The sequence below is a fragment of the Deinococcus depolymerans genome (assembly GCF_039522025.1).
Taxonomy (GTDB): Bacteria; Deinococcota; Deinococci; order Deinococcales; family Deinococcaceae; genus Deinococcus; species Deinococcus depolymerans.
Genome location: NZ_BAAADB010000019.1, coordinates 26,668 through 39,558, shown reverse-complemented (window position 1 = coordinate 39,558; position 12,891 = coordinate 26,668). Strand labels below are relative to the sequence as shown.

The window sequence follows — 12,891 nt, the reverse complement described above, 5'->3', positions numbered from 1 at the left end:
GTCACGGCCCCCCACGGGGGTGAAAGCGGCGACGGGGTGGGATCGGCGGGGCACCATCCGCCCCGGGCCTTCATGGGACATTCATGTTCCGGCGGGCCGGACCGGGCCGGGGTGTACGTTCAGGGCATGACCCAGCACCAAGCGGCAGCGACCAGCAGCTTTCAGCGCGTCCTGGTGGGCGTGGATTTCTCGGACTCGTCCGCGCACGCCCTGGAGGTCGCCCGCACCCGCTTTGCCGGCGCGACCCTGCGGCTGGTCCACGTGACCGACGCCCGCGTGACCGCCGCGCCGGACCTGATGGGCGGCGTGAGCGCCGCCATGCCCGACCCGGCCCTGCTGCACACCCTGGAGGACGCCGACGCCGCCCGCATGGCGCAGCTGGCCCGCGCGGACGAGGAGACCGAACTGATGGTCGGGGATCCCGTGACCGGCGTGCTGGACGCCGCCGACCGCTGGAACGCGGACCTGATCGTGGTGGGCACGCACGCGCAGGGCGCCATCGAGCATTTCTTCCTGGGCAGCACCGCCGAGAAGATCGTGGCCCGCAGCCGCATCCCGGTCCTGACCGTGCGCCGCGAGGTGCGCGGGTGAAAGTCGGGGTGGTCGGGGCCGGACTGGTCGGCGCGACCGCCGCGTACGCCCTGACGCTGCGCGGCTCGTGCAGCGAGATCATCCTCACCGACCAGAACGGCGCGCGCGCCCGGGCCGAGGCGCAGGACATCGCGCACGCCGCGCCGGTCAGTCACGGCGCGCGGGTGGGCAGCGGCCCCCTGACGGACCTGCGGGGCAGCGCCGTGGTGATCGTCGCGGCCGGCGCGAACCAGAAGCCCGGCGAGTCCCGCCTGGACCTGCTGCAGAAGAACGCCGCCATCTTCCGTGAGCTGATCCCGCAGGTGGTCGCCGCCGCGCCCGGCGCGACGCTGCTGATCGCCACGAACCCGGTGGACGTCCTGACGGACCTGACCGCCAGGCTGGCACCCGGCGCGTCCGTGATGGGGTCCGGGACGGTCCTCGACAGCGCCCGCTTCCGGCACCTGATCGCCGGGCACGCCGGGGTGGACGGCACGCACGTGCACGGCCACGTGCTGGGCGAGCACGGCGACAGCGAGGTCCTGGCCTGGAGTACCGCCAGCGTGGCGGGCCTGCCGGTCGCGGACTTCATGGCGGCGCGCGGCCGCGAGTGGACGCCGGAGATCCGCGCGCAGATCGACGCGGACACGCGCGGCGCGGCGGCGCAGATCATCGCCGGGAAGCACGCCACCTATTACGGCATCGGCGCGGCCCTGGCCCGCATCACCGAGCGGGTGCTGGGTGACCGGCGCGGCATCCTGACCGTCAGCGCCCCCACCCCGGAATTCGGCGTGAGCCTGAGCCTGCCGCGCGTGGTGGGCCGGGGCGGCGTGCTGGACACCATCCCGCCGGCGCTGACCGGACCGGAACGCCAGCAACTGGAACGCAGCGCCGCCGTGCTCAGGGACGCGCTGGCAGCCCTGGACTGACCGGCGCCGGACTGGGGGGCGCCGGGTCCGAGTCCGTGAACTCGCCCGTGATGGTGCCCCCCTCGGCCTTCATGGCGTACACCTCGTTGCGGTCGAGGTCGTACACGATCAGACCGGCTCGCAGGGTGTCGCCCCCCTTGACGCTCTCGGCTGGCTGGGTGGGCGTGCCGTACAGCCGCGCGACGTTGCGGGTGTCGTCGTACTCCACCCGCGCCGCGCGGCTGGTGCGTCCGCCAGCGGATTTCAGTTCGACGTTGCCGACCAGGGTGGTCTTCTCGTCGTCCACGCTGACCTCGATGCGGTCACTCCTGCCGTTCAGGGGGTCGGTGTCACTGCGGCGCGTGAACGTGATCGGCCCGTCGATGCGGGCGATGCCGTCGGCGCTGTCGTACACCAGTTTCTGCCCCTTCAGCTCCGTGCGGCCCTGCGTGACGGTCACGGTGTCCGGCGCGGGTTTCGGGATGGCCTGCACCTCGCAGCGGGTCAGGCGGTCGGTGGTGTCGGGCGGCACCTCCCCACGTTCCAGGAAGCGGCCCGTTCCGGCGCTGGCCTCCACGCGGCCGTCGCTGCCGTCCTGCCCGTCTTTCGGGGCGTTCTGCGTGACCACCGCCAGCGGCACGCGGATCACGTTCTTGTCGATGGTGATCTGCACGCCGCCCGCGCCGGTCTCGCTGAACACCGCCAGGGTCGGTGCTCCCTCCGGGTCGTCCGGGAGCGGCTGGCACAGCGCGAACACGCCCGTGGTGTCGTCCGTGCCGGTCTTGACGATCTCGATGCGGCGGTCCTTGCCGTCCTTCTCGCTGCGGCGCACCAGGGTCAGGCTGGACTGCTCGGCCCCGGCGTCCGGCGCGGCGTCCGGAGTGGTCGGCGCGGGGGCGGCCTCAGCGGGTGCGCTCTGGATGGGGGCGGGTGGACTGGGCTCGGCCTGCTGCGCCCGCCCGCCCGGCCACCCGCCCGTGACCGCCAGCAGCGCGGTCAGGAGTGCAGTGACGGTCAGGCGGGTGCGGGGCATGCGCGCAGTTTACTTCTCGCCGCGCAGTTTGAACTGCTCGGCCGGAACCTTGTACGCCGAGTTCAGGGCGCGCACGCGGCCCAGGTCGGTGCGCTGCTCCAGGTAACCGCTGGCGGGGGCCTTGACGGTCACCTTGCTCTTGCTGTCCACGCTGACGGCGTTCCCGACCACGTATGCCACGTTCCTGCGGTCGTCGTAGTACACGGCGTCGCCGGTGGTGGTGGTGGTGCCCTGCACGAGTTTCACGCTGCCGCGCACGTACAGCGTCTTGGTCTTGGTGAGCGCGCGGACCTCCTGGCCGGTGATGACCAGTTCCTTCTGGTTGCCCCGGGCGGCGCGGGTCAGGCTGGGTTTGCCGGTCAGCTGGGCCAGTTCGCGGTCCTCGTCGAACACCAGTTTCTCGGCCTGTCCGTCCTGCGTGCCGGTGGAGAGGGTCACGCCGCCCGTGCTGGTGGACACGTTGTTGTCCACGTCCAGGCTCATCTGCGCGGCCTTGATGGTGACGGTGTCGCCGTCCTCCTTCTTCTCGGGGACGAAGGTGGCGCTGGCGTTGCCGCTCAGGACGCCCTGCCCGGTCGTCTCGTCGTACGCGAGGGCGCTGCCGCTGGCGGTCAGGCGGCCGCGCGTGACCTTCACGGTGCCGGTGAAGTTCGCGGTGCGTTTGCCTTTCGCCTCGATCAGCGGCGTGCCCTTGGGCGCGGCCAGCACGGCCTGCGAGGCCTCAATGTTCAGGGTGCTGACCTTCGCCTTCACGGGACTGCCGGTGAAGGTCAGGGGTCCGTTACGCACGTCGCCACGCGGGCCGCCCTGGATGGTGATCAGGCGGTTGGTGGCGTCGGCCTGCGCCAGCACGGGCGCGGTGACGGTCAGGAGGGCCAGCAGGGACAGGGTCTTGGTGCGGTTCATCATGGGACTCCTTGAAGGTCAGGCTCCGGGGACACGCTGGCCGTTCTCGCAGCGTTCCGTGCCGTCCAGGTCGTATTGCAGGGTCGAGTTGGCGTTGTCGGAATCCTCGATGTTGAAGTCGAAGCCCATGCGGAGTTTCTCGACGTGTCCGGTCATGAGCGGCGAGTCGAGTTCCGCGACCGGCGCGCTGAAGCCGCTGCCCTGCTCGATCTTCACGGGCGTCTGCTCGGTGCCCTGAAGGTCGATGTCGGCACACTGCTGCACCAGCGTGATGCGCGCCTGACGGGTCGTCATGTTGTCCTGCCCGTCGATGGTCAGGTCCGGGGCGCTCAGGGTGGCGTCCAGCGTCTGGCGGTCCGTCAGGCGGCCCGAGGCGTCCCGCTCGCGCAGCAACCGCTGCCCCTCGCCCAGCTCGGTCAGGTGCGTCTCGCCCAGCAGCGGGTCGTTCGTGACCTGCCCCGCCCGGAACTGCCACACGGCGTCCGGGTCGCGGGACGGGTACAGCGTGAGCTGCACGCCGGACAGGACCGCGCCGGTGGGCACGGTCGCCCGGTTCGCGCCGGGCAGCAGCGCGAAGATCAGGGCGAACCCCAGGATGCCCGTCAGGGCGTACAGGCCGAGTTTCTGCACGGGCGCACTCTAGCGCGCCCCTCTCATGAGAGTGGTGGGGATTGGGTGGGAGGCACCACGCCCCGCACGCCACGCGCTTACCCTGGGCGGCATGATCGACTCTCACACCCACCTGGATTACATCGACGATCCGGCCGGCGCGCGCGGCGAACTGGGCCTGAACGCCATGGTCTGCATCGGCGCCAGCCCCCAGCACGCCCGGAACGCCGTGGCGCTGGCCGAGCAGTTTGAAGACGTGTACGCCACGGTCGGCCTGCACCCCACCGACACCGACGAGGACAGCCCGGACGCCCGCGCGCAGATCGAGGCGCTCGCCGGGCACCCGCGCGTGGTGGGCATCGGCGAGAGCGGCCTGGACGACTACTGGGACGACACGAAACGCGCCGCGCAGGTGTCGGCGTTCGAGTGGCAGCTGGACCTCGCGCGGCGCAGCGGGAAGGTGCTGGTCATTCACACGCGGGACAAGGCCGGGCAGGACAGCGCCCATCGGGGCGTGATGGACGTGCTGCGCGCGTGGCCGGACGTGCCGGTGATCCTGCACTGCTTCAGCGGGCACCCGGAACTGCTGCGCTTCGGCCTGGAGCGCGGCGAGCACACGTACTTCGGGTTCGCGGGGAACACCACGTACAGGAACGCGCAGGAGATCCAGGCGGCGGCCCGCGACCTGCCCCTGCCCCGGATGCTGCTGGAAACCGACGCGCCCTTCCTGTCCCCCGTACCCAAACGCGGCAAGCCCAACCGGCCCGGTTACGTGCGCCACACGCTGGAGTTCATCGCGGCCCTGCGCGGCCTGAGCCCCGCCGAACTGGAAGCCGCGACGGACGCGAACACCCGCCGCGCCTACCGTCTGCCACTGACCTGACGGTCGGGCACGATACCTCGACTTGAGATGCATCCAAACCAGAGGTATCGTGCAGGCATGAACGCCCGCGAGCAACTCCGCCTGCTCATCCTGGCCGTCCTCGACCGCCAGCCCGAACACGGCTACGCCATCGCCCAGGCCATCAACACCCGCAGCGAAGGCCTCCTGCGCGCCCGCGAAGGCGCCCTCTACCCCGCCCTGCACGCCCTCGAAGCCGAGGGGCTCATCGAAAGCCAGGAACACGAGGTCGCCGGCCGCACCCGCCGCGAATACCGCCTGACCGACAAGGGCCGCGCCGCGCTGGCCCGCACCCGCCGCGACTGGCAGGCCCAGGTCGGCGCCGTGCAGGCCGTGCTGGGCGGCAACGCATGACCGGCCCGCTGAACCACTGGCTGGACGTTGCGCTGCGCGACCTTGCCCCCGCCGCGCGGGACCGCATGACCGCCGAGTACCACGCTCACGTGCAGGACGCCATGCACAGCGGACTGACCGAACCGGAAGCCATCGCCACCCTGGGCGACCCCGCGCACGTCAACCGCGCGCTGCGGCGCACCTACGCCACAGATCAGGAACTCAGGAACGTGCAGGGGCCAAAGGTGTGGTGGTTCATGCTGCTACTGGTCGCATGGTACGGACTGGCCGCGCTGTGGTTTGAACAGGATGTCGAAGCTGTTGCAGCGACGACCGCCCTCGTGCTGGCCTGCCCAGCGTGGCTGCTCGTACGAAGCGAACCACAGCCCGTCAGGAATCTCCTGCTGGCCACGGCCGGACAGTGGCTCTTCAACTTCACCTTGTGGCTGGGCTGGAGCGTGCAGGCGTGGCTGGGTGATCCGCCCTCCTTTGGGGCCATCCTATGGCTGCTGCCAGTCCTATGGGTGGTATGGCTGGTCGACACCATGCAACAGGCCCGCCGGATGCGGCGCACCCTGACCCTCGGGGGCCGAGCGTGACTCCGGCTGATCTGAGCGCGGATTTGGCCGCCTATCTGGATGAGGTGACGGCGCCGTTCCCGGAGGATTCGGCGGCGCGGATCCGGGCAGACCTGACCGGGCATGTGCTGGAGGCCGTGGCGCCGGGTGAGCCGGACGCTGCGGCCATCCGGGAGGCGCTGGCGGCACTGGGTCCGGCGGCCGAGGTTCGGGCGGCGCTGGAGGGGCAGTTCTTCACGCGGGCGGACGTGGCGTGGCTGGAGCGGGACGGGCAGATGCGCCGCCTGCTGACGGATGGCGTGAAGCAACGCATGCCGCTCTGGAGGAGGGCGCTGTGGGGCGTGGGGGCTGTGGCCCTATTGACTTGGCTGGTCTGCGGCTGGCCGGGGTTGCCCGCGCTGCTGGGATCAAGGAACTTTACTTGGGTCGTGCCGGTCCTGCTCGCGCTGGAACTGGCGCTGCTGGAGGGAGTGCAGCAGCTGATCCGGCGTCAGCCCGTACGGTCGGCGGCAGTGCTGCGTCGCATGTACGGCACGCTGTTCGCGCCGCTGGGATTCGCGTTGAGTCTGCCGGTGTTCGCACCGAGTGTGGTGACGGAACCGCTTCTGCTGGCGGCAGCGCTGGGTGGGTCGCTGCTCGGTGCCTACCTCAAGCGTCCGCGTGAGGCGCTGACCCTGGCCGGGAAGGCGTGGCGCGGCGCGCGGTGAGCGCGGCATAGTGGGGGCATGACGACGCTGGACGCTGCCTTTCCCCCCGCTGCCCTGACGGTGCTGGATGTGATCCGTGCGCGCCGCACGGTGGATATCGGTCTGCTGAAACCCGACGCGGTGCCGCGTGAGGTGGTGGAAGCGATTCTGGAGGCGGGGATCTGGGCGCCGAATCACGGGCGTACCGAGCCGTGGCGGTTCACGGTGTTCACGGGTGAGGGGCGCGCGCGGCTGGCTGAGGTGTTCGCGCAGGCGTACGCGGCGGGTACCGCGCCGGACCGGGACAGCGAATCGGCGCTGGAGGCGCAGCGGGCGCGGGCGTGGCGGGCGCCGCTGTGGATCAGCCTGGAACTGCACATGCCCGAGAAGCCGAAGATGCCCGAGTGGGAGGAGCAGGCGGCCCTGGCGTGCGCGGCGCAGAACATGTGGCTGGCGGCGACGGCGTTCGGGCTGGTCGGGAAGTGGGTGAGCGGCCCGGTGATGGTCAGTCCGGTGGCGGCGCAGGCGCTGGGCGCGCCGAAGCTGATGGGGCTGCTGGTGCTGGGCTACCCGGCGGCTGAGCTGCCGTCCGCGAGCCGCGTGCCCCTGGCCGACAAGGTGACCTGGGTGGAGTGACCCCTACAGATTCTCCTTGAAGAACTGCACGCTGCGGTTCAGGGCGACGCGCAGGTTGCCGGACAGGTTGTGGTTGTCGCCCTCGTAGCGGTACGCCTCGGCGCTCTGCCCGGCGTTTCTCAGGTCGTCCGCGAGCTTCTTCTGGAACGAGTACGGCACGTCGGCGTCGTTCGTGCCGTGGTGCAGCTGGATGGGCCGCCCGTTCAGTTCCTGCAGGTAGGCGTTGGGGCTCAGGAGGCGCAGGTAGCGGCGGTTCAGGGCGTCCAGGGTGCGCGGCTCGCCGGGGGGCGGGTTCCAGTCGGTCGCCAGCACGTCGTAGCTGGCGATCACGCCCGCCCACAGCGACGCGGCTTTCAGGCGGGGGTCCACGATCATGGCTTTCAGGCTCAGCTGGCCGCCCATGGAGTGGCCCCACAGGCCCAGGCGGTCGGGGTTCACGCGCGGGTCGCGCCGCAGGCTGGCGGCGGCGTTCAGGACGTCCACGGTGTAGCCGGGGTCGTCGTAGCCGCCCAGGGCCTGTCCCTCGCTGCTGCCGTGCCCCCGGTAGTCGCTTTTCAGGGTGACGAAGCCCGCGCGGGCAAAGGCGTCCTGGTACGCCACGTAGCGCTGCGTGGTGCGGTACTCGGCGGGCGGGATGTACCCGTGGTTGAACACGATGGCGGGCCAGCCTCCCTGCGGGGGCGTGCCGCGCGGGACGGTCAGCAGCGCATTGATGCGCAGCCCCTCGGACTGGTAACTCACGACCTGCCGGGTGTAGGTGCTGCCCGCCGCCAGGGTCTGCCGCACGGTCAGGGCGCTGCCGGGGTACTCGCGGGCCTTGAGGGCCTGGATGCTGACCGGGTTGCGGGCCACGGCCGCCTTCAGCGCGGTGTCGCTCAGGTTCTGGAGGGGTCCGGTGCCGGCCTCCCCACCGGATTCCACTGTCTCCGGGTCCGCGCGGCCCGCGGGCGTGGGCGCGGGCCGCTGGAACGGCAGGCTGTCGGGCCGGGTAACGGCAACGTACGTCCCGCCGAGCAGCAGCGCCGGCAGCAGCAGGCGGGTCAGGCGGCGCATGTGGTACGGATTCCGTCTGTTGCGTTCACGCCCCGCCAACGCACCGATCTGTTAACGAAACAAACGGAATCCGTATCAGCCGGCGTCCGGGTGGCCACGGCCGGCGGTGTGCGGGGCAGACTCATGGCCTCACCGTAGGGGGAGGCAGCGGGTCACACTGCGAGCGGGCCGACCGTCCAGCCTTGAGGTGCCGGAGAGCGGTCTCTCATACGGACTCGGATTGAATGGGCTGCAAAGCCCGTTCAATCCGAGCGGATGCGACTCGGAGAGCTGCGCCGCAGAGCGAGGAGGAGCAGAGCGGATTCCGGGCGGGCAACGCCACCGCCCGGCCGGCGGTTCCGGCGGTGGGGGCGGGTCAGCGGCTCAGGTCATAGCCGGACAGGGTGGTGAAGGCGCTGGGGTTGCCGCTGCCGAGCGGCCGGGACTGGTCGTACAGGTTCCAGCCCCGGCGGACCGTCATGGCGGGCAGCGCCTCGGCACCGCCCAGGAAGTCCGGGAGGGTCACGGCCGGGATGGTCGCGTCGGCCGGGCTGACCACCAGCCAGAGGCGGTTGCGGGCGACCGTCTCGCCCACGTTGTAGCGGGCGTCGTTGTTGGCGTCGTTGAACACCACGACCTGGTAGACGCCGGCCACGTTGAACAGGCCGGGGGCGGGCAGGTCGAAGCCGAACTGCCAGCTGTTCGGGGCGCTGGCCACCACGTTCTGCGGGACGGCGCTGTTGTTGGTCAGGGCGCCGGGAATGCCCGTCCCGACCAGCGCCAGCCGCAGGCGGGGACTGTCTCCCCAGGTGCCGGACACGGTCCCGCCGAGCGGGTAGGCGTCCGGCGGGCGGACCTCCTGGGGTCGGCAGGCGACCAGGGCGGCACTCAGGAGCAGCAGGGCAGGCAGGACGGAACGCATGACCTTCAGGGTACGGGACGGACCTGACGGGCGGGTGTGATCCGCCCGGCGGATGACCTGAGATCCATCTGAGAATGTTCTGAACTGCCCTTGTGGCGCGGCCGCGTGAGGGTTATATTTGTCTTCCATAGCAACACAAACCCTGATCTCAAATCAGGTGCCTGAACGGTCACGTCCGTCTGACCTGCCTTGCCTTCCACCGTCTTCCCGGGGATGCGCGCGTGTTCCCCCAGGTATCAAGGAGTTCTCATGAAGCGATTCGGTGCCATCTCACTTCTCGCTCTGACCGGCGCGCTGACCTCGTGCGGCGTCGGCCCCCTCGATATGACCGCTCCCACGGCCACCCTCAGCGTCACTCCGAAAACCCTGGTGGCGGCCGGAACGGTCACCATGACGGCCACCGCCAGCGGCGACGACGTCAGCAAGGTCGAGTTCTACGACAACGGCGTCCTGATCGCCACGGACACCACCGCGCCCTACAGCGCCAGCAAGGCCTACACCTTCGCGGACAACGGCACCCACACCCTCACGGTCAAGGCGCACGACTACACCGCCAACGTGGGGCAGGCGTCCGACACCCTGACCGTCGCCATCGCCGACCGGAACGAACCGAACAACAGCGTCGCGGCCGCCACGCCCCTGAGCGTCGGTACGCCCATCAGCGGCGTCATCACCGGGCAGGACCGCGACCAGGACTACTACAAGTTCACGGCGACCGCCGGCGAGGCCCTGAAGCTCACGGTGCAGAGCGTCAGCGTGGACGCCAAGAGCACCCTGGACCCCTACGTGATGATCCTGATGCCCGATGGGCGCACCGTGCTGGAAAAGGACGACGACAGCGGCGCGGGCCTCGAGTCCGAGATCCGCTTCAACGCCCCGGCTGCCGGCACGTACACGGTCGTCGTGACCAGCTTCGACATCTACGATGACCCCACCGCCAAGAACGACCGGGTCACGAACACCTACCAGATCGCCCTGAACCGCCGCTGAGCAGCCCGCGGCCCACTTCTGAACCCAAGGAGCTTCCTGTGAAGAACACGGTCAAATCCCTTTCGCTGCTGAGTCTCGCGCTGGTCCTGGGGGCCTGCGGTACCAGCGCCCCCACCGCCTCCGCGCCCACCGGCTCGGCGCCCACCGCCAACCGCGCCAGCATCCTGAAAACCACGCCGAACACCCCGACCCGCTGGTTCGTGGAACTGGCCGGCGACCCCACCGTGCTGAGCGTGCAGAGCGTCAGCAGCCAGCAGGCAACCTTCCGCGCGCAGGCCGCGCAGCAGGGCATCCAGTACCAGGAAGTGCGCAGCTACCAGACGCTGTTCAACGGTTTCTCCGTGCAGGCCAGCGAGGCGGAGATCAACCGCGTGTCGCGCCTGCCCGGCGTGCTGGGCGTGTACCCCGTCCGGGAGATCGCCGCGCCGCAGGTGGACGTCAACCTGACCGACGCCCTGACGCCCGACATGTTCTCCGCCATCAAGATGACCGGCGCCGACATCGCCCAGAACGAACTGGGCCTGACCGGCAAGGGCATCAAGGTCGGCGTGATCGACACCGGCATCGACCTGGATCACCCGGCCTTCAAGGGCCGCGTGGTCGCGCAGTACGACTTCGTGGGTGACGACTACAACTTCGGCAAGCCCACCAAACCCGACCCGATCGCGGACGACTGCGGCGGTCACGGGTCGCACGTCGCCGGGATCGTGGGCGGCAACGACGCCAGCAAGGGCTTCAAGGGCGTGGCGCCCGAGGTCAGCTTCGGCGCGTACCGCGTGTTCGGCTGCGAGGGCAGCACGAGCGAGGACATCATGATCGCCGCCCTGGAGCAGGCCTACAAGGACGGCATGCAGGTCGTGAACCTGAGCATCGGGTCCGCCTTCGAGAACTGGGAAGGCACGCCGTCGGCGAAGGTCGGCAGCCGCATGGTCAAGAAGGGCATGGTCGTCGTCGCGTCCGCCGGGAACAGCGGCGCCAGCGGCCAGTACTCCATGGGCGGCGTGACCATGGGCGACAACGTGATCTCGGTCGCATCGGTCAGCAACACCGAGATCGAGGTCAAGAGCTTCACCATCACGCCCGACGGCAGCAAGGTCGCGTACTTTGCCGCCTCCGGCGCGCCGGAAGGCAAGGTGGGCGCCGCCTTCCCGGTCACCAAACTCGCCACCAGCACCCCCACCACCACCAACGACGGCTGCCTGGTCGGCGGCGTGAACCCCTTCGCGGCCGGCAGCCTGACCGGCAAGGCCGTGCTGATCCGCCGCGGCACCTGCACCTTCTACGAGAAGGCCAAGAACGCCCAGGACGCCGGTGCCAGCGCCGTCATCCTGTACAACAACACCGCCGGGTACCTGAGCCCCACCGTGGCGGGCGCGACGCCCATCACCATTCCCGTGGTGTTCAGCAGCGCGGCGGACGGCGCGAAGATCAGCGGTCTGATCGCCGGCGGCGTCACCATGACCTTCAACAGCGGCACCATCAACATCCCGAGCCCCACGGCGAACACCCTCGACTCGTACTCCTCGTACGGCCTGAGTGCCGACCTGGAACTCAAGCCCGACATCGCCGCGCCGGGCGGGAACATCCGCAGCGCCTACCCCCTGGAGAAAGGCAACGGCGGGTACGCCACCCTCAGCGGCACCTCCATGGCCTCCCCGCACGTGGCGGGCGCCGCCGCGCTGATGCTGCAGGCCTTCCCGAACACCAAGGCCAAGGACATGCGCGGCCTGCTGATGAACAGCGCCACGCTGCGCTGGTACCGCGCGGCCAGCGGCACGCTGTTCACCGGTCTGCCGGACTACGTGCAGCGCCAGGGCGCCGGCATGGTGGACATCGTCGGGTCGTACAACAGCACCGTGCGCGCCACCCCGAACAAGCTCAGCCTGGGTGAGAGTGCCAGCTTCGCCACGCGCAGCAAGGTCGTGGTCCTGCAGAACACCTGGACCCGCACCGAGACCTTCAAGGCCTACCACTACCCGGCCCTGACGGTCGGCGGGACCACCCTGGCCCCCACCCCCAGCCAGGCCTACGCCACCATGACCATCAACGGTCAGGACGCCGACAAGGCCGACGTGGACGTCACGGTTCCCGCCGGCGGCGAGACCGAGCTGAACGTGGTCATCACGCCCCCGGCCGCCGCGCCCGACAAGGCCCAGTACGGCGGGTACATCGTCCTCGAGGGCAGCCAGGGCCGCAACCTCGTGATTCCCTACGCCGGCTTCAAGGGTGACTACCAGAGCATCCAGGCGCTCGGGAACCTGACGATCAGCGGCACGAGCTACAACTTCCCCGCCCTGTTCGACGACAAGGAAGACGTCTTCTTCGAGGAAGGGCAGGTCGTGACCACGCCCATCGACTACACCTTCAAGGACGTCGCGCTGGATCCCGCCAAACCCACCGAACTGACCAAGGACGCCCCGTACGTGCTGGCGCAGCTCTCGCACCAGGTCCGTAAGATGACCATGGAACTGCTCGACGCGAACGGCGCCGTCGTGGATACCCTGCTCAAGCAGGAGTACCTGGGCCGCAACTGCACCAACAACATCGCGCAGACCAGCAGCACCTGCGACGCCTACAACACCTACGCCTGGGACGGCAAGCTGAGCAACGGCACCAACGCCGCGAACGGCACGTACCAGCTGCGCCTGAAGGCCCTCAAGGCCCAGGGTGACGAGAGCGTCGCGAGCGACACCGAGGTGTACACCACCCAGAAGTTCATCGTCGCGCGTCCCTGAACCCCTGAGCGCACAACGCAGCGCCGCCTCCCGGTCGGGAGGCGGCGCTGTT

Annotated in this window: 14 protein-coding genes; 9 read left to right on the top strand and 5 right to left on the bottom strand. The window is 70.0% G+C overall.

What is annotated here, in order from left to right; translation table 11 throughout:
- Window positions 1–126 precede the first annotated feature (126 nt).
- Together ABDZ66_RS10425 and ABDZ66_RS10420 are read left to right on the top strand one after the other, a co-directional pair.
- The gene (locus ABDZ66_RS10425; protein ID WP_343758545.1) at window positions 127–591 is read left to right on the top strand and encodes a universal stress protein; all 465 of its coding nucleotides are present in this window, start codon (window positions 127–129) and stop codon (window positions 589–591) included.
- Entirely contained in the window at window positions 588–1,499 is a 912-nt protein-coding gene (locus tag ABDZ66_RS10420) for a lactate/malate family dehydrogenase (RefSeq protein ID WP_343758543.1), read from the top strand. Before ABDZ66_RS10425 ends, ABDZ66_RS10420 begins: the two co-directional genes overlap by 4 nt.
- Here ABDZ66_RS10420 and ABDZ66_RS10415 read toward each other — a convergent pair.
- From ABDZ66_RS10415 to ABDZ66_RS10405, 3 genes are read right to left on the bottom strand one after another with little or no spacing between them, the layout of a single operon-like run.
- Window positions 1,471–2,511, bottom strand: a complete 1,041-nt coding sequence (locus ABDZ66_RS10415; protein WP_343758541.1) for an LptA/OstA family protein — start codon at window positions 2,509–2,511, stop codon at window positions 1,471–1,473. The two genes, ABDZ66_RS10420 and ABDZ66_RS10415, sit on opposite strands and share 29 nt — an antisense overlap.
- A 9-nt stretch (window positions 2,512–2,520) precedes the next feature.
- Complete coding sequence (locus tag ABDZ66_RS10410; RefSeq protein WP_425544422.1) at window positions 2,521–3,420, bottom strand: LptA/OstA family protein; 900 nt, start codon at window positions 3,418–3,420, stop codon at window positions 2,521–2,523.
- Window positions 3,421–3,435: 15 nt separating this feature from the next.
- Window positions 3,436–4,047: a hypothetical protein gene (locus tag ABDZ66_RS10405; protein ID WP_343758539.1), complete on the bottom strand. Its 612-nt coding sequence runs from the start codon at window positions 4,045–4,047 to the stop codon at window positions 3,436–3,438.
- A 91-nt stretch (window positions 4,048–4,138) separates the two neighbouring features.
- Between ABDZ66_RS10405 and ABDZ66_RS10400 the strand changes: the two genes are divergently transcribed.
- From ABDZ66_RS10400 to ABDZ66_RS10380, 5 genes are read left to right on the top strand one after another with little or no spacing between them, the layout of a single operon-like run.
- Entirely contained in the window at window positions 4,139–4,909 is a 771-nt protein-coding gene (locus tag ABDZ66_RS10400) for a TatD family hydrolase (RefSeq protein ID WP_343758537.1), read from the top strand.
- A gap of 57 nt (window positions 4,910–4,966) precedes the next feature.
- Entirely contained in the window at window positions 4,967–5,281 is a 315-nt protein-coding gene (locus ABDZ66_RS10395) for a PadR family transcriptional regulator (protein ID WP_343758535.1), read from the top strand.
- On the top strand, window positions 5,278–5,859 hold the full coding sequence (locus ABDZ66_RS10390) for an HAAS signaling domain-containing protein (RefSeq protein WP_343758533.1): 582 nt from the start codon (window positions 5,278–5,280) through the stop codon (window positions 5,857–5,859). Before ABDZ66_RS10395 ends, ABDZ66_RS10390 begins: the two co-directional genes overlap by 4 nt.
- Window positions 5,856–6,545 carry a hypothetical protein gene (locus ABDZ66_RS10385; protein WP_343758531.1) on the top strand — a complete coding sequence of 230 codons (690 nt, stop codon included), beginning with the start codon at window positions 5,856–5,858 and terminating at the stop codon, window positions 6,543–6,545. Before ABDZ66_RS10390 ends, ABDZ66_RS10385 begins: the two co-directional genes overlap by 4 nt.
- 18 nt (window positions 6,546–6,563) lie before the next feature.
- A complete protein-coding gene (locus ABDZ66_RS10380) occupies window positions 6,564–7,160 on the top strand; it encodes a nitroreductase family protein (RefSeq protein ID WP_343758529.1) in 597 nt (198 codons plus the stop codon).
- A 3-nt stretch (window positions 7,161–7,163) separates the two neighbouring features.
- Here ABDZ66_RS10380 and ABDZ66_RS10375 read toward each other — a convergent pair whose 3' ends face one another.
- Window positions 7,164–8,213, bottom strand: coding sequence for an alpha/beta hydrolase family protein (locus ABDZ66_RS10375; protein WP_343758527.1), 1,050 nt, complete (start codon window positions 8,211–8,213; stop codon window positions 7,164–7,166).
- A gap of 355 nt (window positions 8,214–8,568) precedes the next feature.
- Window positions 8,569–9,114 (bottom strand): hypothetical protein, encoded by a 546-nt coding sequence (locus ABDZ66_RS10370; protein ID WP_343758524.1) that lies wholly within the window; start codon window positions 9,112–9,114, stop codon window positions 8,569–8,571.
- 249 nt (window positions 9,115–9,363) lie between these two features.
- Between ABDZ66_RS10370 and ABDZ66_RS10365 the strand changes: the two genes are divergently transcribed.
- Together ABDZ66_RS10365 and ABDZ66_RS10360 are read left to right on the top strand one after the other, a co-directional pair.
- Window positions 9,364–10,104, top strand: coding sequence for a DVUA0089 family protein (locus ABDZ66_RS10365; protein ID WP_343758522.1), 741 nt, complete (start codon window positions 9,364–9,366; stop codon window positions 10,102–10,104).
- Window positions 10,105–10,142: 38 nt separating this feature from the next.
- Complete coding sequence (locus ABDZ66_RS10360; protein WP_343758520.1) at window positions 10,143–12,839, top strand: S8 family serine peptidase; 2,697 nt, start codon at window positions 10,143–10,145, stop codon at window positions 12,837–12,839.
- The last annotated feature ends 52 nt before the right edge of the window (window positions 12,840–12,891 follow it).